The following is a 19606-nucleotide window of genomic DNA, read 5'->3' as shown; positions in this document are numbered from 1 at the left end:
GCCGAGGTCACCAGCCGCGCTCGCGCCACTCGTCGAGGTGCGGGCGCTCGGCGCCGAGGGTGGTGTCGCTGCCGTGGCCGGGGTAGACCCAGGCCTCGTCCGGCAGGACGTCGAAGATCTTCGCGTTGACGTCCCGGAAGAGGCTCGTGAAGGCCTCCGCATCGCCCCAGGTGTTGCCGACGCCGCCGGGGAAGAGGCAGTCGCCGGTGAAGACGTGCGGGTGGCCCTGCGGGTCGTCGTAGATCAGCACGATCGCGCCCGGGGTGTGCCCGACCAGGTGCCGGACGGTGAGTTCCACGTCGCCGACCCGCAGCTTGTCGCCGTCCGCGAGCAGCAGCTCGGTGGGCACGTCGACGCCCTCGGCGTCGTGCGCGCCGGCGGCGGTGCGAGCCCCCGTCACGGCGACCACCTCGGCGAGCGCGGCCCAGTGGTCGTGGTGCCGGTGGGTGGTGACGACGGTGGCGAGCTCGTCACCGACGGTCTCCAGCAGCACCGGGGCGTCGGCGGCCGCGTCGATCAGCAGCTGCTCGTCGGTGGCCCGGCAGCGCAGCAGGTAGGCGTTGTTGTCGTACGGGCCGACGGCCACCTTGGTGATGATCAGGTGCGCCAGCTCCCGCACGTCAGGCGGCCCGCCGACCTTGACCGCTCCGTGGTACGTCATGCGTCCGCTCCTCGTCCGGTGAAGGGGTTCAGGATCATCTTCGCGCCGTCAGCCCAGCGGGGGAAGCTGGGGGAGGGCGGTGTCGGGGGTGGTCCGCAGGCCGGCGCCGTCGGAGCGGCCGGAGAGCCAGGCGAGCAGGGAGCGGAGGGGGCCCTGGACGGTGAGGACGGGCTCGCCGGTGCCGATCAGGCCGATGTCCCCGGTGTCCTCGGCGACCAGCTCGACGCCGGGCAGGGCGGTGCCGTGCAGCTTGTTGGCGATCTTGTGGAACTCGGTGACGGCGAAGACCTCCGGCCAGTGCGCGGGGGTGTGGCCGGCGTCCAGGTCGACGTGGTGGTACTCGACCTCGGCGAGGCGCTTCCACGGGAGGTCGTGGGCGGGGAAGACGTAGCCGGTGCGGTGGCGGACCTCGACCGTCCAGGCTTCGGCGGGCAGCAGAGCGGCGGCCGCGGCGAAGCGCTCGCGGGAGTCGCGCAGGTCGGCGAGCTGGACGTCCACCGGGCGGGGCGCGCCCTCCTCGATCTGCCGGTCGCGGGCCTCGGTGCTGGCGTACTGCGGGATGTCGGTGCCGGTGCGGGCGCCGTCCAGCAGGTTGACCAGGGAGTCGGCGTTGCGGGCGAGGTGGGCCAGCACGTGACCGCGGGTCCAGCCGGGCAGGGCGGAGGGCTCGGCGACGGCCTCGGGCTTCAGCTCGGCGACGGTGTGCAGCAGGTGCCGGGTGCTCTCCTCGACCAGGGCCAGGTACTGCGCGGCGGCCTCGGCGGCGGTCTGCGGGTCGGTCATCGGATCGGCCTTCTGTGGGAGACGGCGCGTTGCCCGCGGGGGGCTCCGCTCGTTGACCAGCTGACGCTATCGCCGAATCCGACCGCTGAGCAGGGCCTTTTTCGGTCCGGGTACGGAGGGTTCGAGGGGCGCTCTCACTCGTTCGGGTGGACTCCGCTGGACACGGTCGATATTCGAACGTCTGAGCTAGTAGGCTGGCTGCCGCATCCTGGAAGAAGCACACATCTCCCCGCAAGTCCTCTCGCCCCGGAGAAAGGCGCCAGAAGCAGTGGCCGACCGCCTCATCGTCCGCGGTGCTCGCGAGCACAACCTCAAGAACGTCTCGCTCGACCTGCCCCGCGACTCCCTCATCGTCTTCACGGGCCTCTCCGGCTCCGGCAAGTCCTCGCTCGCCTTCGACACGATCTTCGCCGAGGGCCAGCGCCGCTACGTCGAGTCGCTGTCCTCCTACGCCCGCCAGTTCCTCGGGCAGATGGACAAGCCCGATGTGGACTTCATCGAAGGCCTCTCCCCGGCCGTCTCGATCGATCAGAAGTCCACCAACCGCAACCCCCGTTCGACCGTCGGCACGATCACCGAGGTCTACGACTACCTGCGCCTGCTGTTCGCCCGGATCGGCAAGCCGCACTGCCCGCACTGCGGCCGCCCGATCGCCAAGCAGTCGCCGCAGGCGATCGTCGACAAGGTGCTGGAGCTCGCCGAGGGCACCCGGTTCCAGGTGCTCAGCCCGGTGGTGCGCGAGCGCAAGGGCGAGTTCGTCGACCTCTTCGCCGACCTCCAGTCCAAGGGCTACTCGCGCGCCCGGGTGGACGGCGGGACGATCCAGCTCGCCGAGCCGCCGAAGCTCAAGAAGCAGGAGAAGCACACCGTCGAGGTGGTCATCGACCGCCTGACCGTCAAGGAGAGCGCCAAGCGGCGGCTCACCGACTCGGTGGAGACGGCCCTGCGGCTGTCCGGCGGCATGGTCGTGCTCGACTTCGTCGACCTCGCGGAGGACGACCCGGAGCGCGAGCGGATGTACTCCGAGCACCTCTACTGCCTGTACGACGACGTGTCGTTCGAGGAGCTGGAGCCGCGCTCGTTCTCCTTCAACTCGCCGTTCGGCGCCTGCCCGGACTGCTCGGGCCTGGGCAACCGGATGGAGGTCGACCCGGAGCTGGTCATCCCGGACCCGGAGCGCTCGCTGGAGGAGGGCGCGATCCACCCGTGGTCGGCGGGCCACGCCAAGGAGTACTTCCAGCGCCTGATCGACGCGCTCGCCGGGGAGCTGGGCTTCCGCACCGACATCCCGTGGGCCGGGTTGCCGGCCCGCGCCAAGAAGGCGCTGCTGTACGGGCACAAGCACCAGGTGCAGGTCAGCTACCGCAACCGCTTCGGGCGCGAGCGCTCGTACAGCACCGGCTTCGAGGGCGCCGTCCCGTTCATCCAGCGCCGGCACACCGAGGCGGAGAGCGACAGTAGCCGCGAGCGCTTCGAGGGCTACATGCGCGAGGTGCCCTGCCCGACGTGCGAGGGCACCCGGCTCAAGCCGGTGGTGCTCGCGGTCACCGTCGAGGAGAAGTCGATCGCCGACGTCTCGGCGATGTCGATCAGCGACTGCGCCGAGTTCCTGGGCGCGATGAAGCTGAACGACCGGGACAAGCAGATCGCCGAGCGCGTCCTCAAGGAGGTCAACGAGCGGCTGCGCTTCCTGGTCGACGTCGGCCTGGACTACCTCTCGCTGAACCGCGCGGCCGGCACCCTGTCCGGCGGCGAGGCCCAGCGCATCCGGCTGGCCACCCAGATCGGCTCCGGCCTGGTCGGCGTGCTGTACGTGCTGGACGAGCCGTCCATCGGCCTGCACCAGCGGGACAACCACCGGCTGATCGAGACGCTGGTGCGGCTGCGCGACATCGGCAACACGCTGATCGTGGTCGAGCACGACGAGGACACCATCAAGACGGCGGACTGGGTGGTCGACATCGGCCCGGGCGCCGGCGAGCACGGCGGCAAGGTGGTGCACTCCGGCTCGTTGAAGGGGCTGCTGTCCAACAAGGAGTCGCTGACCGGCCAGTACCTCTCCGGCAAGCGGTCCATCCCGATCCCGGCGGGCCGCCGCGACCGGGACAAGAAGCGCCAGCTGACCGTCCACGGTGCCCGCGAGCACAACCTCAAGGACGTCACGGTCGGCTTCCCGCTCGGCACCTTCACCGCGATCACCGGCGTCTCCGGCTCCGGCAAGTCGACGCTGGTCAACGACATCCTCTACACCCACCTCGCCCGGGAGCTGAACGGCGCCCGCAGCGTGCCCGGCCGGCACACCCGGATCACCGGCACCGACCTGGTGGACAAGGTGGTGCACGTCGACCAGTCGCCGATCGGGCGCACCCCGCGCTCCAACCCGGCGACCTACACCGGGGTGTTCGACCACGTGCGCCGGCTCTTCGCGGAGACGCAGGAGGCGAAGGTCCGCGGCTACCTGCCCGGCCGGTTCTCCTTCAACGTCAAGGGCGGCCGCTGCGAGAACTGCTCGGGCGACGGCACCATCAAGATCGAGATGAACTTCCTGCCGGACGTCTACGTGCCGTGCGAGGTCTGCCACGGCGCCCGGTACAACCGGGAGACGCTGGAGGTCCACTACAAGGGCAAGTCCATCTCCGAGGTGCTGGACATGCCGATCGAGGAGGCGCTGGCCTTCTTCGAGGCCGTCCCGGCGATCGCCCGGCACCTCAGGACGCTCAACGACGTCGGCCTCGGCTACGTCCGGCTCGGCCAGTCCGCGCCGACGCTGTCCGGCGGCGAGGCGCAGCGCGTCAAGCTCGCCTCCGAGCTGCAGAAGCGCTCCACCGGGCGGACGGTCTACGTGCTGGACGAGCCCACCACCGGCCTGCACTTCGAGGACATCAGCAAGCTGATCAAGGTGCTCAGCGGGCTGGTGGAGAAGGGCAACACGGTGATCGTCATCGAGCACAACCTCGATGTGATCAAGACCGCCGACTGGGTCGTCGACATGGGCCCCGAAGGCGGTTCCGGCGGCGGCATGGTGGTCGCCGAGGGCACCCCGGAGCAGATCGCCGCCGTCCCGGAGAGCCACACCGGCAAGTTCCTCCGGGACATCCTTCCGGGCGAGTTCGCGGACGCCCCGGTCGCCCCGGTGAAGAAGGCGCCGCGCAAGCGCGCCGCCGCGGCGAAGAAGTAGCGAAGAGGGAGCAGCGCCCCGCTCCGCCGCCCCACCCACGGGGGCGGCGGAGCGGGCGCCGCATAGACTTCCGAGGTCCCTCGTAGGAAGCCGAACCGCAGGAGCGCACCGATGTCAGAGGCCCCCGAGACCAGCCCCGCCACCTCCCGCCGCACCGTGCTCTGCGGCGCCGCCGCCGTACTGGCGGCCGGCGGCACCGTGGCGATCGCCGGCTGCGGTCCCTCCTCGGGTTCCTCGGGCTCCTCCGGCGCCGGCAGCGCGGCCAAGACCCCGGTGGACCTCGGCCCGGCCTCGGAGGTGCCGGAGGGCGGCGGCAAGGTCTTCCGCAACCAGAAGATCGTCGTGACCCAGCCGACCGCGGGGGAGTACAAGGCCTTCAGCGCCGTCTGCACCCACGCCGGCTGCGTCGTCGACCAGGTGAAGAGCCAGCAGATCCAGTGCCCCTGCCACGGCAGCCGGTTCGCCATCGCCGACGGCGCCGTCCAGGACGGCCCGGCCCCCAGGCCGCTGCCCGCCTACGCCGTCACGGTCGACGGCGGGAACCTCAAGGTGACCCCGAGCTGAAGCAGTTGATCTCCACCCAGTCGATCTCGGCCCAGCCGGTCCCCGCCCGGTTGATCTCCCCTTCGCGGCCCCGGCTCCACTCGGTACGGTGGACCCATGGCTGACCCGAGCACCTACCGCCCGGCGCCGGGCGCGATCCCGACCTCACCGGGCGTCTACAAGTTCCGTGACGCCCACGGGCGGGTCATCTACGTCGGCAAGGCCAAGAGCCTGCGGCCGCGCCTGTCGTCCTACTTCCAGGACCTGGCCGGCCTGCACCCGCGCACCGCGACCATGGTCACCACCGCGGCCTCGGTGGAGTGGACGGTGGTGGCCACCGAGGTCGAGGCGCTCCAGCTGGAGTACTCCTGGATCAAGGAGTTCGACCCGCGGTTCAACGTCAAGTACCGCGACGACAAGAGCTATCCGGAACTCGCCGTCACCCTCGACGAGGAGTACCCGCGGGTCCAGGTGATGCGCGGGGCGCACAAGAAGGGCGTGCGCTACTTCGGCCCGTACGGGCACGCCTGGGCGATCCGCGAGACGGTCGACCTGCTGCTGCGGGTCTTCCCCGTCCGCACCTGCTCCAACGGCGTGTTCAAGCGCGCCCGGCAGGTCGGCCGGCCCTGCCTGCTCGGCTACATCGGCAAGTGCGCCGCGCCCTGCGTCGGCAAGGTCTCGCCGGACGAACACCGGGCGCTGGCCGAGGACTTCTGCGACTTCATGGCCGGGCGCACCGGCAACTACCTGCGCCGGCTGGAAGAGCAGATGCGGGAGGCCGCCGAGGAGATGGAGTACGAGAAGGCGGCCCGGCTGCGGGACGACATCGGCGCCCTCAAGCGCGCGATGGAGAAGAACGCCATCGTGCTCGCCGACGCCACCGACGCCGACCTGCTGGCCGTCGCCGAGGACGAACTGGAGGCCGCCGTCCAGATCTTCCACGTCCGCGGCGGCCGGGTGCGCGGCCAGCGCGGCTGGGTCACCGACAAGGTCGAGGACGTCGACACCGCCGGCCTGGTCGAGCACGCCCTCCAGCAGCTCTACGGCGGCGCCGGCCCGGACGAGCGCAACGAGACCGTCCCGCGCGAGGTGCTCGTCCCCGCGCTGCCCGAGCCGTCCGGTCCGGTCCGGGACTGGCTGAGCGGCCTGCGCGGCAGCCAGGTCGACCTGCGGATCCCGCAACGCGGCGACAAGAAGGACCTGATGGCCACCGTGCAGCGCAACGCCCAGCAGGCGCTGGCACTGCACAAGACCAAGCGCGCCTCCGACCTCACCACCCGCAGCCGCGCCCTGCAGGAGATCGCCGACGCGCTGGAGCTGGACTCGGTGCCGCTGCGCATCGAGTGCTTCGACATCTCCCACCTCCAAGGCGAGGACGTGGTCGCCTCGATGGTCGTCTTCGAGGACGGCCTGGCCCGCAAGAGCGAGTACCGGCGCTTCCAGATCAAGGGCTTCGAGGGCCAGGACGACGTCCGCTCGATGCACGAGGTGATCGGCCGGCGCTTCCGCCGCTACCTCCAGGAACGCGAGCAGACCGGCGAGTGGGTCGTCCCCGAGGCCGACGACCCGGGCGCCGCCGCCGACGGCACCGGGGCCCCGGCCGGCCCGATCGACCCGGAGACGGGTCGCCCGCGCCGCTTCGCCTACCCGCCCCAACTGCTGGTCGTGGACGGCGGCCAGCCGCAGGTCGCCGCCGCCAAGCGCGCCCTGGACGAACTCGGCATCGACGACGTCGCGCTGTGCGGCCTGGCCAAGCGGCTGGAGGAGGTCTGGCTGCCCGGCGAGGACGACCCGGTCGTGCTGCCGCGCTCCAGCGAGGGCCTCTACCTGCTCCAGCGGGTCCGCGACGAGGCCCACCGCTTCGCGATCACCTACCAGCGCAGCAAGCGTTCCAAGCGACTCACCGCCGGGGAACTGGACTCCGTCCCGGGCCTCGGCGAGACTCGCCGCCAGGCGCTGCTCAAGCACTTCGGCTCGCTGAAGAGGCTCCGGGCCGCCACCGTCGACGAACTCTGCGCCGTACCCGGCATCGGACGCCGCACGGCGGAGACTGTTGCGGCGGCGTTGTCCTCCCGTACACCCGTCGCACCAGCGGTGAACACCGCCACCGGCGAGATCATCGAGGACGGGGCCGAACCGGCCGCCGAGCCGGTGGCCGCAGCATCCCAGACCGCACCATCCCAGGAGACGCCATGACGGCCGACGCCGACCGTCAGACGACGCGCCCAGCCCCCGCCCGCCTGTCCGGGCAGGGGAAGGGTGGTCGCGCCGTGCGCGTTCTCCCCAGCAGAAAGACCGAGAGCGGGGAACCGAAGTGACCGTGTCAGACGTGGCCGAGAACGCGCCGGAGCTGGTGATCATCTCCGGCATGTCCGGAGCCGGCCGCTCCACCGCCGCGAAGTGCCTGGAGGACCTGGGCTGGTTCGTGGTGGACAACCTGCCACCGGCCCTGATCCCGACCATGGTCGACCTGGGCGCCCGCTCCCAGGGCAACGTCGCCCGGATCGGCGTGGTCGTGGACGTCCGGGGCCGCCAGTTCTTCGACGACCTGCTCACCTCCCTCGACGAGTTGGAGAAGCGCGGCGTCCGGCTCAGCGTGGTCTTCCTGGACTCCTCCGACGACGCGTTGGTCCGCCGCTTCGAGAGCGTGCGCCGCCCGCACCCGCTGCAGGCCGACGGCCGGATCGTCGACGGCATCGCCCAGGAGCGCGACCTGCTGCGCGACCTGCGCGGCGAGGCCGACCTGGTGATCGACACCTCCAACCTCAACGTGCACCAGCTGCGCGCCAAGCTGGACGCCCAGTTCGCCGACCACGACGAGCCCGAGCTGCGCGCCACCGTGATGTCCTTCGGCTTCAAGTACGGCCTGCCGGTCGACGCCGACCTGGTGGTGGACTGCCGCTTCCTGCCCAACCCGCACTGGGTGCCCGAGCTGCGCGCCCGTACCGGCACCGACGCGGACGTCGCCGACTACGTGTTCCAGCAGCCCGGCGCCAACGAGTTCCTGGACGGCTACGCCGATCTCCTGCGCATCATCACCGAGGGGTACCGCCGCGAGGGGAAGCGCTACATGACGCTTGCCGTAGGCTGCACCGGTGGCAAGCACCGCAGCGTCGCGATGTCCGAGCGCCTGACCAAGCGTCTCATCGCCGACGGAGTGGAGACGGTGCTCGTCCACCGTGACATGGGACGGGAGTGACCGCCGCCTCCTAGCCGGGCCGCCGGCGGGGCCGGTGGCCGCGGCGAGGAACGCGAGGTGAGTGTGGCGGGATATGTGCCCGGGCGGCAGCCGCAGAACAGGAGTGCCGACCGGGCGGGTGGCCCGGCCCGGCCGCCGGTCCCGAGCCGGCCGCGCAGCAGCCCCGCCCGGGCCAACCCGGCCCCCCGGATCACCGCGCTCGGCGGCGGCCAGGGCCTGTCCGCCTCGCTCTCCGCGCTGCGCCGGCTCACCAGCGACCTGACCGCCGTGGTCACCGTCGCCGACGACGGCGGCTCCAGCGGCCGGCTCCGCACCGAGTTGGGCGTGCTGCCCCCCGGCGACCTGCGCAAGGCGCTGGCCGCGCTGTGCGGGGACGACGACTGGGGGCGCACCTGGTCCGAGGTGATCCAGCAGCGCTTCACCGGCACCGGTGAGCTGGGCGGCCACGCGGTCGGCAACCTGCTGATCGTCGCGCTCTGGGAGAAGCTCGGCGACCCGGTGGCCGCCCTGGACTGGGTCGGCCGGCTGCTGAACGTCCAGGGTCGGGTGCTGCCGATGTCGGCGGTGCCGCTGGACATCGAGGCGACCGTGCGCGGCCACGACCCGGAGCGCCCCGGCGAGCTGTCGGCCGTCCGCGGCCAGGCCGACGTCGCGGTCACGCCCGGCACCGTGCAGTCGATCCGGCTGCTGCCGGACGGGCCGCCGGCCGTCCCGGAGGCGGTCACCGCCGTCCGGGAGGCGGACTGGGTGGTGCTCGGGCCCGGCTCCTGGTTCACCAGCGTGCTGCCGCACCTGCTGGTGCCGGAGCTGGCCAAGGCGCTCACCGAGACCCGCGCCCGCCGCCTGCTCACCCTGAACCTGGCCCCGCAGCCCGGCGAGACCGAGGGCTTCACCCCGCAGCGCCACCTGGAGGTCATCGCCGACCACGCCCCGGGCCTCGCGGTGGATGCGATCCTGGTGGACGAGCGGGCCGTCACCGGCGGCGCCTTCGGCCAGGCGGACCTGGCCGGTCTGGAGAAGGCCGCCGAGCGGATGGGCGCCGCCCTGGTCCTCGGCAGGGTGGCCCGCACCGACGGCACCCCGCGACACGACCCGGAGCTGTTGGCCGCCGCGTACGACCGGATTTTCCGGACACATGGAAGGATCGGGCCATGGCGATGACTCCAGCGGTGAAGGACGAGATCAGCCGGCTCCCGGTCACCAGGGCCTGCTGCCGCAAGGCGGAGGTGTCGGCGATCCTGCGGTTCGCGGGCGGGCTGCACATCGTGAGCGGCCGGATCGTGATCGAGGCGGAGCTGGACACCGGCGCGGCGGCGCGGCGGCTGCGCAAGGACCTGCTGGAGATCTTCGGACACTCCTCCGACCTCGTGGTGATGGCCCCCGGCGGACTGCGGCGCGGCAGCCGCTTCGTCGTCCGGGTGGTCAAGGACGGCGAACTGCTCGCGCGCCAGACCGGCCTCGTGGACGGCCGGGGCCGGCCGATCCGGGGGCTGCCCCCGGCGGTCGTCTCCGGGGCCACCTGCGACGCCGAGGCGGCCTGGCGCGGGGCCTTCCTGGCGCACGGCTCGCTCACCGAGCCGGGCCGCTCCTCCTCGCTGGAGATCACCTGCCCCGGCTCCGAGGCCGCCCTCGCCCTGGTCGGCGCGGCCCGCCGGCTCGGCATCCCGGCCAAGGCCCGTGAGGTGCGCGGCGTGGACCGGGTGGTGATCCGCGACGGCGACGCGATCGGCGCGCTGCTGACCCGGCTCGGCGCGCACGAGTCGGTGCTCGCCTGGGAGGAGCGCCGGATGCGGCGCGAGGTCCGGGCCACCGCCAACCGCCTGGCCAACTTCGACGACGCCAACCTGCGCCGCTCGGCCCGCGCCGCGGTGGCGGCCGGCGCCCGGGTGGCGCGGGCGCTGGAGATCCTCGGCGAGGAGGTGCCCGAGCACCTGGCCGCGGCCGGCCAGCTGCGGATGCAGCACAAGCAGGCCTCGCTGGAGGAGCTGGGCGCGCTCGCCGACCCGCCGCTGACCAAGGACGCGGTGGCCGGCCGGATCCGCCGCCTGCTGGCGATGGCCGACAAGCGCGCCTCCGAGCTCGGCCTGCCGAGCACCGAGGCCAACCTCACCGACGAGATGGCGATGAACTGACCGCACCAAGTGGCTGTTCCGCGGCCGGTGTCCGGATTCCGGGCACCGGCCGCCGCCGTGTCCGGACGGGATACCCGGACGCGCCCGGTGTGCGCAAATTGGTAGAGACCACTGACCGGGACCAACTGCCCTGACCGCCAAGGACGGTCGGCCTGATTTCGCGCCACGCCAGGTCGTCGCACGTGGCGCGATGTGCCCTCCCAGGCCTGGGAGGGGTAGGGTCATAGGCGGTCGGGGACTTCCCAAATCTCACCCCCGTCGGCTTAGCTCCGGCGTACCTAACGAGGAGATCGGTTCGTGACGATCCGGGTAGGCATCAACGGATTCGGCCGCATCGGCCGCAACTTCTTCCGCGCGGTCAAGGCGCAGGGCGCGGACATCGAGATCGTCGGTGTCAACGACCTCACTGACACGAAGACCCTGGCTCACCTGCTCAAGTACGACACCACCCTGGGCACCTTCCCGGGCGAGGTCTCGCACACCGAGGACAGCATCACCGTCGACGGCAAGACCTTCCAGGTCAGCGCCGAGCGTGACCCCGCCAACCTGCCGTGGGCCGCCCTGGGCGCCGACATCGTCGTCGAGTCCACCGGCATCTTCACCAAGGCCGAGGCCGCGAAGAAGCACCTCGCCGCCGGCGCGAAGAAGGTCATCATCTCGGCGCCCGCGAGCGACGAGGACGTCACCATCGTCCTGGGCGTCAACGAGGACAAGTACGACGCCGCCAACCACTCGATCATCTCCAACGCCTCCTGCACCACCAACTGCGTGGCGCCGATGGCCAAGGTGCTGCACGAGAACTTCGGCATCGTCAAGGGCCTGATGACGACCGTCCACGCGTTCACCAACGACCAGGTGACCCTGGACTTCCCGCACAAGGACCTGCGCCGCGCCCGTGCCGCGTCGCAGAACATCATCCCGACCTCGACCGGTGCCGCCAAGGCGACCGCCCTGGTCCTGCCGGAGCTGAAGGGCAAGCTGGACGGCACCTCGCTGCGCGTCCCGGTCCCGACCGGCTCCATCACCGACCTGGTCGTCACCCTGGAGCGCGAGGTGACCAAGGACGAGGTCAACGCCGCCTTCCAGAAGGCCTCGCAGGAGGGCCCGCTCAAGGGCATCCTGACCTACACCGAGGACCCGATCGTCTCCTCGGACATCGTCAACGACCCGGCCTCCTGCATCTTCGACTCCCAGCTCACCATGGTCCAGGGCAACCAGGTCAAGGTGCTCGGCTGGTACGACAACGAGTGGGGCTACTCGAACCGCCTCGTCAACCTGACCTCCCTCGTCGGCGGCCAGCTCTGACGCAGCGGGAGCTGACGTGATGTAGGGGCGAGGGCCCGGCTGGCGCACTGTGCCGACCGGGCCCTCGCTCTGCGCACCAGGACTTTCCCAGGCGGCCCCTGCGCCGTGCCGCCTCTGCGCATCAACCATCTCCCCAGGAGAGCCAATCCCCGTGAAGACCATCGAAGACCTCGACGTCGCCGGCAAGCGCGTGTTCGTCCGTGCCGACCTGAACGTCCCGCTGGACGGCACCACGATCACCGACGACGGCCGGATCCGTGCCGTCGCCCCGACCATCGCCAAGCTCGTCGCGCGCGGCGCCCGGGTCGTCGTCGCCTCCCACCTCGGCCGCCCGAAGGGTGCGCCGGACCCGACGTTCTCGCTGGCCCCGGCGGCCGTGCGCCTCGGCGAGATCCTCGGCAAGAACGTCGCCTTCGCCACCGACACCGTGGGCGAGAGCGCCGCGTCCACCGTGGCTGCGCTGGGCGACGGCGAGGTCGCGCTGCTGGAGAACCTGCGCTTCAACGCCGGCGAGACCAGCAAGGACGACGCCGAGCGCAAGGCCTTCGCCGAGCAGCTGGCCGCCCTCGCGGACCTGTACGTCGGCGACGGCTTCGGCGCCGTGCACCGCAAGCACGCCTCGGTCTACGACCTGCCCGGCCTGCTGCCGCACGCGGCCGGCGACCTGATCGCCACCGAGGTCGGTGTGCTCAAGAAGCTCACCGAGGAGGTCGCGCGCCCGTACGTGGTCGTGCTCGGCGGTGCCAAGGTCTCCGACAAGCTCGGCGTGATCGACAACCTGCTGAAGAAGGCCGACCGGATCCTGATCGGCGGCGGCATGGCGTACACCTTCCTCAAGGCCAAGGGCCACGAGGTCGGCATCTCGCTGCTGCAGGAGGACCAGATCCCGGTCGTCCTGGACTACCTGAAGCGCGCCGAGGCGACGGGCGTCGAGTTCGTCCTGCCGGTGGACGTCCTGGTGTCGGCGGAGTTCCCCGACCTCAAGACCAAGGCCCCGGCCAACCCCTCGCTCGTCGCCGCGGACGCGATCCCGGCCGACCAGGAGGGCCTGGACATCGGCCCGAAGACCCGCGAGCTGTACGCGGCGAAGCTGGCCGACGCGGGCACCGTGTTCTGGAACGGCCCGATGGGTGTCTTCGAGCACCCGGACTACGCGAACGGCACCAAGGCCGTGGCCCAGGCGCTGCTCGACAGCGACGCGTTCACCGTGGTCGGTGGCGGCGACTCCGCCGCGGCCGTCCGCATCCTGGGCTTCGACGAGAACGCATTCGGACACATCTCGACCGGCGGTGGCGCCAGCCTCGAGTACCTGGAGGGCAAGACCCTCCCCGGTCTCGCCGCCCTGGAAGGCTGAAAGCAATGACTGAGCGTCTCCCGCTGATGGCGGGCAACTGGAAGATGAACCTCAACCACCTTGAGGCCATCCAGCACACCCAGAAGCTGGCCTTCGCGCTGGCCGACAAGGACTACGCGGCCGTCGAGGTCGCCGTCCTGGTGCCGTTCACCGACCTGCGTTCGGTGCAGACCCTGGTCGACGGCGACAAGCTGAAGATCAAGTACGGCTCGCAGGACATCTCTCAGCACGACTCCGGTGCCTACACCGGCGAGGTCTCCGGCCCGATGCTGGCCAAGCTGAAGTGCACCTTCGCGGTGATCGGCCACTCGGAGCGCCGCCAGTACCACGGTGAGGACGAGGCGATCGTCAACACCAAGGTCAAGGCCGCCTACCGGGCCGGGATCACCCCGATCCTGTGCATCGGCGAGCCGCTGGACGTCCGCAAGGCCGGCACCCACGTCGAGCACACCCTCGCCCAGCTGGACGGCGCCCTGGCGGACATCCCGGCCCACCAGGCCGAGTCCATCGTGGTCGCCTACGAGCCGGTCTGGGCGATCGGCACCGGCGAGGTGGCCACCCCGGAGGACGCGCAGGAGGTCTGCGCCGCCATCCGCAGGCGGATCGCCGAGCTGTACGACGCCGAGCTGGCCGACAAGGTCCGCGTGCTGTACGGCGGTTCGGTGAAGTCGTCGAGCGCGGCCGGTCTGATGGCCAAGCCCGACATCGACGGCGGCCTGATCGGCGGTGCCTCGCTGGACGCCGACGAGTTCGTCAAGATCGTGCGCTACCGTGAGCAGGCAGTAGGCTAACGCCGCTGCAGCAACGTAGGCTTTGGGGCCGGACCGCCGTCAGCGGTCCGGCCCCGTCGCCGAAGATACGAGAGAGTTGGTCCCGTCGTGGTTCTCGGGTTCTCGATTGCCCTGATCATCTTCAGTCTGCTGATGATCCTGCTGGTGCTGCTGCACAAGGGGAAGGGCGGCGGCCTGTCGGACATGTTCGGTGGCGGCGCGATGTCCACCGGCGGCGGCTCGGCGGTGGCCGAGCGCAACCTGGACCGCATCACGATCGTGGTCGGTCTCGCCTGGTTCGCCTGCATCATCGTGCTGGGCCTGGTGCTGAAGTACAAGAGCTGACGTAACCCTGACGCCCCGTCGCCCGAGCGCCTATCCTGGGACGGTCGGGGGCGGAGGCGATGGCGGTGGACGCTTAACTCCTGCTTACACTAGGACGACTTTCGCCACCGACGCGCACCGCGGAGGGTCGGCGCACCAGCACGCAGGGAGTCAGACCGTGGCAAGTGGCAACGCCATCCGTGGCAGCAGGGTCGGAGCGGGCCCGATGGGCGAGGCGGAGCGCGGCGAGTCCGCCCCGCGCAACCGGATCACCTTCTGGTGTGCCAACAAGCACGAGACCCGGCCGAGCTTCGCCGCCGAGGCCGTCATCCCGGACACCTGGGACTGCCCGCGGTGCGGATTCCCGGCCGGTCAGGACGAGCACAACCCGCCCGCGCCCTCGCGCAACGAGCCGTACAAGACCCACCTCGCCTACGTCCGCGAGCGGCGCACCGACGCCGACGGCGAGGCGATCCTCGCCGAGGCGCTGGCCAAGCTGCGCGGCGAGATCTGACCCGGACGACAGACAGCGAAGGGCGCCACCGTCGAGGACGGTGGCGCCCTTGTGCGTTGCCGAGCCCGTTACGCCGAGGCCGGCGGGTACAGCTGGGGCGGGATCTGCTCCGCCGCGGCCCGGTCCAGCAGCCACAGGGTGCGGCTACGGCCGTACGCGCCGGAGGCGGGCGCCTGGAGCTCGCCGGGGCCGGACAGGGCCATCGCGACCGCGTCCGCCTTGTCCGCGCCGGCCGCCAGCAGCCAGACCTCGCGGGCCGCCCGGATCGCCGGGAGGGTGAGCGAGACCCGGGTCGGCGGGGGCTTGGGGGCCCCGCGCACGCCGATCACGGTCAGCTCCGTCTCCCGCACGCCCGGGTGCTCGGGGAAGAGCGAGGCGACGTGGGTGTCCGGGCCGACGCCGAGCAGCAGCACGTCGAAGGCCGGGACGCCGAGCCGGTCGCCCGGGCCGGACGCCTTCGCCAGCTCCTCCGCGTAGCGGGCGGCGGCGGCCTCCACGTCGGAGCCGTCCGCACCGTCCGAGGCGGGCATCTCGTGCACCCGCGCCGGGTCGAGCGGGACGGAGTCCAGCAGTTCGGCGCGGGCCTGGACGGCGTTGCGATCCGGGTCCCCGGCGGGGACGAAGCGCTCGTCGCCCCACCAGAGGTCCAGCCGCGCCCAGTCGACCGCGTCGCGCGCCGGGGAGGCGGCGATCGCGGCCAGCAGGGCGTTGCCGTTGCGCCCGCCGGTGAGCACCACCGAGGCGGTGCCGCGGGCGGCCTGGGCGTCCACGATCCGGGTGATCAGCCGGGCCGCGGCCGCCTGGGCCATCAGCTCCTTGTCCCGGTGGACGACCAGCTGCGGGGTCGCGTTGGTCATGCGCTCCCCTTGGCGGCGCGCTTGGCGGGCTTCTTGGCGGGAGCCTTCTCGGCGTCCTCGGGCACGTCCTCGGACGAGGCCTCGGACGCGACCTTGGCGGTCACCCGGGCGGGGTTGGCCACCGCGGCCTCGGCGACCGCCGCGCGGGCGACCCGCTCGGCCGCCGCCGTCTCGGCGGTGTCCGGCTCGCGCAGCCGGTCGACGGGCGTGCGCACGGCCGTCGCGTAGATGTCGTCCGGGTCGAGCCGGCGCAGCTCCTCGGCGATCAGCTCCGAGGTCTCGCGCCGCTTGAGCGCCACCTGGCGGTCCGGGGAGCCGGCCATGGAGAGCGTGCCCATCAGGCCGTCCGGGCGGTCCAGGGTGATGTCGCCGTCCTTGGTGCGCAGGTGCACCGCGGTGATGCCGGGGCCGCCGGTGACGACCCGCTCGACCGGCACGTGCAGCCGGTTGTGCAGCCAGAGGCCGAGCAGCTCGACGCTGGGGTTGTAGGACTCGCCCTCGACCACCGCGGAGGTGATCGTGACCGGCCGCTGGTCCAGCGCGGCGGCCAGCATCGAGCGCCAGCCGGTGATCCGGGTCCAGGCCAGGTCGGTGTCGCCCGGGGTGTAGCTCTGGGCCCGCTGGGCGAGCTGGCCGACCGGGGACTCGGCGGTGACGGCGTCGGTGATCCGGCGCTGGGCGAGCGCGCCCAGCGGATCCTGCGCCGGGTGCAGCGGCGCGTTGTCGGGCCACCAGACGACGACCGGGGCGTCCGGGAGCAGCAGCGGCAGGACCACCGACTGGGCGTGCGCGGCGAGTTCGCCGTGCATGCGCAGGATGACCGTCTCTCCCGAGCCGGCATCGGTGCCGACCAGGATCTCGGCGTCCAGCCGGGTCTCGGCGCGGGCCCGGGGCGAGCGCCCGGCGCGCTTGATCACCGCGAGGGTGCGCGAGGGGTGCTCGCGGGAGGCGTCGTTGGCGGCCTTGAGGGCGTCGTACGCGCTGCCCTCGTCGGTCACGATCACCAGGGTGAGCACCATGCCGGCGGCGGTGGAGCCACTGGCCCGGCGCGCCTCCATCAGCGAGGCGTTGATCTTGCTGGACGTCGTGTTGGTGAGGTCGATCTTCATGGCCGGCGCCAGCTCCTGCCGTCTCGTGCGAGCATCTCGTCCGCCTCGGCCGGGCCCCAGGTCCCCGCGGAGTACTGGGCGGGCTTGCCGTGGGTGTCCCAGTACTTCTCGATCGGGTCGAGGATCTGCCAGGAGAGCTCGACCTCCTGGTGACGCGGGAACAGGTTGGCGTCGCCGAGCAGCACATCGAGGATGAGCCGCTCGTACGCCTCCGGGCTGGACTCGGTGAAGGACTCGCCGTAGGCGAAGTCCATCGTGACGTCCCGGACCTCGAAGGAGGTGCCCGGCACCTTGGAGCCGAACCGCACCGTCACGCCCTCGTCCGGCTGGACCCGGATGACCAGGGCGTTCTGCCCCAGCTCCTCGGTCGCGTAGGAGTCGAACGGCAGGTACGGGGCGCGCTGGAAGACCACCGCGATCTCGGTGACCCGGCGGCCCAGCCGCTTGCCGGTGCGCAGGTAGAACGGGACGCCCGCCCAGCGGCGGTTGTTGATCTCCAGCTTGATCGCCGCGTAGGTGTCGGTCTTGGAGTCCGGGTCGATGCCGTCCTCGTCCAGGTAGCCGACCACCTCCTCGCCGCCCTGCCAGCCGGCCGCGTACTGGCCGCGCACGGTGTGCCGGCCGAGGTCGGCCGGGAGCTTGACGGCGCTGAGCACCTTGAGCTTCTCGGCGACCAGCGCCTTCGGGTGGAAGGACGCCGGCTCCTCGATGGCGGTGAGCGCCATCAGCTGGAGCAGGTGGTTCTGGATGACGTCGCGGGCGGAGCCGATGCCGTCGTAGTAGCCGGCCCGGCCGCCGATGCCGATGTCCTCGGCCATGGTGATCTGCACGTGGTCGACGTACGACCGGTTCCAGATCGGCTCGAACATCTGGTTGGCGAAGCGCAGCGCCAGGATGTTCTGGACCGTCTCCTTGCCCAGGTAGTGGTCGATCCGGAAGACCTCGTCCCGGGGGAAGACCTCGTGGACGATCCGGTTCAGCTCCTGGGCGCTCTCCAGGTCGTGGCCGAAGGGCTTCTCGATGACCGCGCGGCGCCACGAGCCCTGCGGGGGGTCGGCCAGACCGTGCTTCTTGAGCTGCTGGACGACGGTCGGGAAGAACTTCGGCGGGACGGACAGGTAGAAGGCGAAGTTGCCGCCGGTGCCCTGCGCCTTGTCCAGCTCGATGATGGTCTCGCGGAGCTTGTCGAAGGCGTCGTCGTCGTCGAAGGTGCCGTGGACGAAGCGCATGCCCTTGGCGAGCTGCTGCCAGACCTCCTCCCGGAACGGGGTGCGGGCGTGCTCCTTGACCGCGTCGTGGACCTCCTTGGCGAAGTCCTCGTCGTCCCACTCGCGCCGGGCGAAGCCGACGAGAGAGAAGCCCGGCGGCAGCAGACCGCGGTTGGCCAGGTCGTAGATGGCCGGCATGAGCTTCTTGCGGGACAGGTCGCCGGTGACTCCGAAGATGACCAGACCGGACGGCCCCGCGATGCGCGGGAGCCGTCGGTCGGCCGGGTCACGAAGCGGGTTGACGGGGGCCGGCGGGAGATCGTCCGCGTCCGACTCCGAGGTCAACTCGGGAAAATCAGTGCTCACTTGTTGGGCTCCGCTTTCGTGCGCTGGCTGTGTGAGCGAACGGTCACTTCTCGCCGGCGAAGGAGGCGAGCGAGGCGGTGACGGTGTCGAGCAGCTCGTTCCAGGACTGCTCGAACTTCTCCACGCCCTCGTCCTCCAGCACCTGGACCACGTCGTCGTAGTCCACGCCGGCGGCGGCGATGGCGTCCATCACGGCCTTGGCGTCGGCGTAGTTGGGGACGATGGTGCCGCCGGTGACCACACCGTGGTCGGCGGTGGCCTCCAGGGTGGCCTCGGGCATGGTGTTGACCGTGCCGGGGGCGACCAGCTCGGTGACGTACAGGGTGTCCGGCAGGGCCGGGTCCTTGACACCGGTGGAGGCCCACAGCGGGCGCTGCGGCTTGGCGCCGGCGGCCTCCAGCGAACGCCAGCGGGCGCTGCCGGCGGACTTGCCGTCGACCGAGCCGAAGACCTCCTCGTACGCCTGGTAGGCGAGGCGGGCGTTGGCCAGGGCGGCCTTGGAACGCAGGTCCCGGGCGTCGCCGCCGATCTTCTCCAGGCGCTTGTCGATCTCGGTGTCCACGCGGGAGACGAAGAAGGAGGCGACCGACTCGATCTGGGAGAGGTCCAGGCCCTTGGCCTTGGCGGCCTCCAGGCCGGTCAGGTAGGCGTCGATGACGGCCTTGTAGCGCTCCAGCGAGAAGATCAGCGTGACGTTGACGCTGATGCCCCGGCCGATCACCTCGGCGATCGCGGGCAGGCCGGCCTTGGTGGCGGGGATCTTGATGAAGACGTTCGGGCGGTCGACCAGCCACCACAGCTGCTTGGCCTCGGCCACGGTGGCCGCGGTCTCGTGCGCCAGGCGCGGGTCGACCTCGATGGACACCCGGCCGTCGCGGCCGTTGGAGGCGTCGTAGACCGGGCGCAGCACGTCGGCCGCGTCACGCACGTCCGAGGTGGTGATCATGCGGACGGCCTCGTCGGTGGTGACCTTGCGGACGGCGAGGTCGCGCAGCTGGCCGTCGTAGGAGTCGTCGCCGCCGCCGATGGCCTTCTGGAAGATGGTCGGGTTGGTGGTCACACCCACCACGTGCTTGTTCTGCACCAGCTCGGCGAGGTTGCCGGTGTTCAGCCGCTTGCGGCTGAGGTCGTCCAGCCAGATCGCCACGCCTTCGTCGCTGAGGCGCTTCAGTGCGTCAGTCATGGTGCTTCAGTCCTTTTTTCTTCTGCTTCGTGGGGTAGTCAGAGGGGGCGGTGGGGGGGGCGGGGGGCGGGGGCCGAGGCGAGCGCCGCGGCGGAGCAATCAAAAAAAAACAAAACAACA

General features: G+C 71.4%; 17 protein-coding genes. 11 read left to right on the top strand and 6 right to left on the bottom strand.

The genetic code is table 11. The annotated features are described in order from the left end of the window. Positions 1-7: 7 nt before the first annotated feature. Both ACFVHI_RS27765 and ACFVHI_RS27760 read right to left on the bottom strand, forming a co-directional pair. Entirely contained in the window at positions 8-661 is a 654-nt protein-coding gene (locus ACFVHI_RS27765) for an MBL fold metallo-hydrolase (RefSeq protein WP_063349499.1), read from the bottom strand. A gap of 48 nt (positions 662-709) precedes the next feature. After that, on the bottom strand, positions 710-1444 hold the full coding sequence (locus ACFVHI_RS27760; protein ID WP_063349500.1) for a maleylpyruvate isomerase family mycothiol-dependent enzyme: 735 nt from the start codon (positions 1442-1444) through the stop codon (positions 710-712). A gap of 268 nt (positions 1445-1712) precedes the next feature. On the opposite strand from ACFVHI_RS27760, the gene uvrA reads away from it, so the two are divergent. The 11 genes from uvrA (at position 1713) to ACFVHI_RS27705 (ending at position 14763) form a co-directional block, all read left to right on the top strand. Continuing rightward, on the top strand, positions 1713-4622 hold the full coding sequence (gene uvrA, locus ACFVHI_RS27755) for an excinuclease ABC subunit UvrA (protein WP_380343836.1): 2910 nt from the start codon (positions 1713-1715) through the stop codon (positions 4620-4622). 111 nt (positions 4623-4733) lie between these two features. Next, positions 4734-5186 carry a Rieske (2Fe-2S) protein gene (locus ACFVHI_RS27750; RefSeq protein ID WP_063349502.1) on the top strand — a complete coding sequence of 151 codons (453 nt, stop codon included), beginning with the start codon at positions 4734-4736 and terminating at the stop codon, positions 5184-5186. Positions 5187-5282: 96 nt separating this feature from the next. Then, a complete protein-coding gene (uvrC, locus tag ACFVHI_RS27745; RefSeq protein WP_363368886.1) occupies positions 5283-7361 on the top strand; it encodes an excinuclease ABC subunit UvrC in 2079 nt (692 codons plus the stop codon). Positions 7362-7479: 118 nt separating this feature from the next. Then, positions 7480-8364 carry an RNase adapter RapZ gene (rapZ, locus tag ACFVHI_RS27740; protein WP_380343832.1) on the top strand — a complete coding sequence of 295 codons (885 nt, stop codon included), beginning with the start codon at positions 7480-7482 and terminating at the stop codon, positions 8362-8364. 63 nt (positions 8365-8427) lie between these two features. Next, positions 8428-9525, top strand: a complete 1098-nt coding sequence (yvcK, locus tag ACFVHI_RS27735; RefSeq protein ID WP_079136331.1) for a uridine diphosphate-N-acetylglucosamine-binding protein YvcK — start codon at positions 8428-8430, stop codon at positions 9523-9525. Beyond that, positions 9516-10496, top strand: a complete 981-nt coding sequence (whiA, locus tag ACFVHI_RS27730) for a DNA-binding protein WhiA (RefSeq protein ID WP_063349505.1) — start codon at positions 9516-9518, stop codon at positions 10494-10496. Before yvcK ends, whiA begins: the two co-directional genes overlap by 10 nt. A 297-nt stretch (positions 10497-10793) precedes the next feature. After that, positions 10794-11801: a type I glyceraldehyde-3-phosphate dehydrogenase gene (gene gap / locus ACFVHI_RS27725; protein WP_063349506.1), complete on the top strand. Its 1008-nt coding sequence runs from the start codon at positions 10794-10796 to the stop codon at positions 11799-11801. A 151-nt stretch (positions 11802-11952) separates the two neighbouring features. Further along, a complete protein-coding gene (locus ACFVHI_RS27720; protein WP_380343829.1) occupies positions 11953-13155 on the top strand; it encodes a phosphoglycerate kinase in 1203 nt (400 codons plus the stop codon). Positions 13156-13160: 5 nt separating this feature from the next. Next, positions 13161-13946, top strand: a complete 786-nt coding sequence (tpiA, locus tag ACFVHI_RS27715) for a triose-phosphate isomerase (protein WP_063349508.1) — start codon at positions 13161-13163, stop codon at positions 13944-13946. Positions 13947-14033: 87 nt separating this feature from the next. Further along, on the top strand, positions 14034-14270 hold the full coding sequence (secG, locus tag ACFVHI_RS27710) for a preprotein translocase subunit SecG (RefSeq protein WP_063349509.1): 237 nt from the start codon (positions 14034-14036) through the stop codon (positions 14268-14270). 205 nt (positions 14271-14475) lie between these two features. Beyond that, entirely contained in the window at positions 14476-14763 is a 288-nt protein-coding gene (locus ACFVHI_RS27705) for an RNA polymerase-binding protein RbpA (RefSeq protein WP_063349510.1), read from the top strand. A 68-nt stretch (positions 14764-14831) separates the two neighbouring features. Here ACFVHI_RS27705 and pgl read toward each other — a convergent pair whose 3' ends face one another. From pgl to tal, 4 genes are all read right to left on the bottom strand, one after another. Next, positions 14832-15620, bottom strand: coding sequence for a 6-phosphogluconolactonase (pgl, locus tag ACFVHI_RS27700; protein WP_363368896.1), 789 nt, complete (start codon positions 15618-15620; stop codon positions 14832-14834). Beyond that, a complete protein-coding gene (gene opcA / locus ACFVHI_RS27695; protein ID WP_380343824.1) occupies positions 15617-16729 on the bottom strand; it encodes a glucose-6-phosphate dehydrogenase assembly protein OpcA in 1113 nt (370 codons plus the stop codon). The genes pgl and opcA overlap by 4 nt, the downstream gene beginning before the upstream one ends. Then, positions 16726-18282: a glucose-6-phosphate dehydrogenase gene (gene zwf / locus ACFVHI_RS27690; protein ID WP_063349513.1), complete on the bottom strand. Its 1557-nt coding sequence runs from the start codon at positions 18280-18282 to the stop codon at positions 16726-16728. Before zwf ends, opcA begins: the two co-directional genes overlap by 4 nt. A 64-nt stretch (positions 18283-18346) precedes the next feature. Continuing rightward, complete coding sequence (gene tal / locus ACFVHI_RS27685; protein ID WP_063349514.1) at positions 18347-19486, bottom strand: transaldolase; 1140 nt, start codon at positions 19484-19486, stop codon at positions 18347-18349. Positions 19487-19606 lie beyond the last annotated feature (120 nt).

Source organism: Kitasatospora sp. NPDC127121, from assembly GCF_042677305.1.
Classification (GTDB): Bacteria; Actinomycetota; Actinomycetes; order Streptomycetales; family Streptomycetaceae; genus Kitasatospora.
Note: the sequence above shows the minus strand (reverse complement) of the source record. Positions and strands in the feature narration are given on the sequence as shown.

What these genes read in the sequence shown, in the direction of transcription:
- ACFVHI_RS27765 (WP_063349499.1), bottom strand. Translation starts at nt 661, where the DNA reads ATGACGTACCACGGAGCGGTCAAGGTCGGCGGGCCGCCTGACGTGCGG.
- ACFVHI_RS27760 (WP_063349500.1), bottom strand. Translation starts at nt 1,444, where the DNA reads ATGACCGACCCGCAGACCGCCGCCGAGGCCGCCGCGCAGTACCTGGCC.
- ACFVHI_RS27750 (WP_063349502.1), top strand. Translation starts at nt 4,734, where the DNA reads ATGTCAGAGGCCCCCGAGACCAGCCCCGCCACCTCCCGCCGCACCGTG.
- uvrC (WP_363368886.1), top strand. Translation starts at nt 5,283, where the DNA reads ATGGCTGACCCGAGCACCTACCGCCCGGCGCCGGGCGCGATCCCGACC.
- whiA (WP_063349505.1), top strand. Translation starts at nt 9,516, where the DNA reads ATGGCGATGACTCCAGCGGTGAAGGACGAGATCAGCCGGCTCCCGGTC.
- tpiA (WP_063349508.1), top strand. Translation starts at nt 13,161, where the DNA reads ATGACTGAGCGTCTCCCGCTGATGGCGGGCAACTGGAAGATGAACCTC.
- ACFVHI_RS27705 (WP_063349510.1), top strand. Translation starts at nt 14,476, where the DNA reads ATGGGCGAGGCGGAGCGCGGCGAGTCCGCCCCGCGCAACCGGATCACC.
- pgl (WP_363368896.1), bottom strand. Translation starts at nt 15,620, where the DNA reads ATGACCAACGCGACCCCGCAGCTGGTCGTCCACCGGGACAAGGAGCTG.
- opcA (WP_380343824.1), bottom strand. Translation starts at nt 16,729, where the DNA reads ATGAAGATCGACCTCACCAACACGACGTCCAGCAAGATCAACGCCTCG.
- tal (WP_063349514.1), bottom strand. Translation starts at nt 19,486, where the DNA reads ATGACTGACGCACTGAAGCGCCTCAGCGACGAAGGCGTGGCGATCTGG.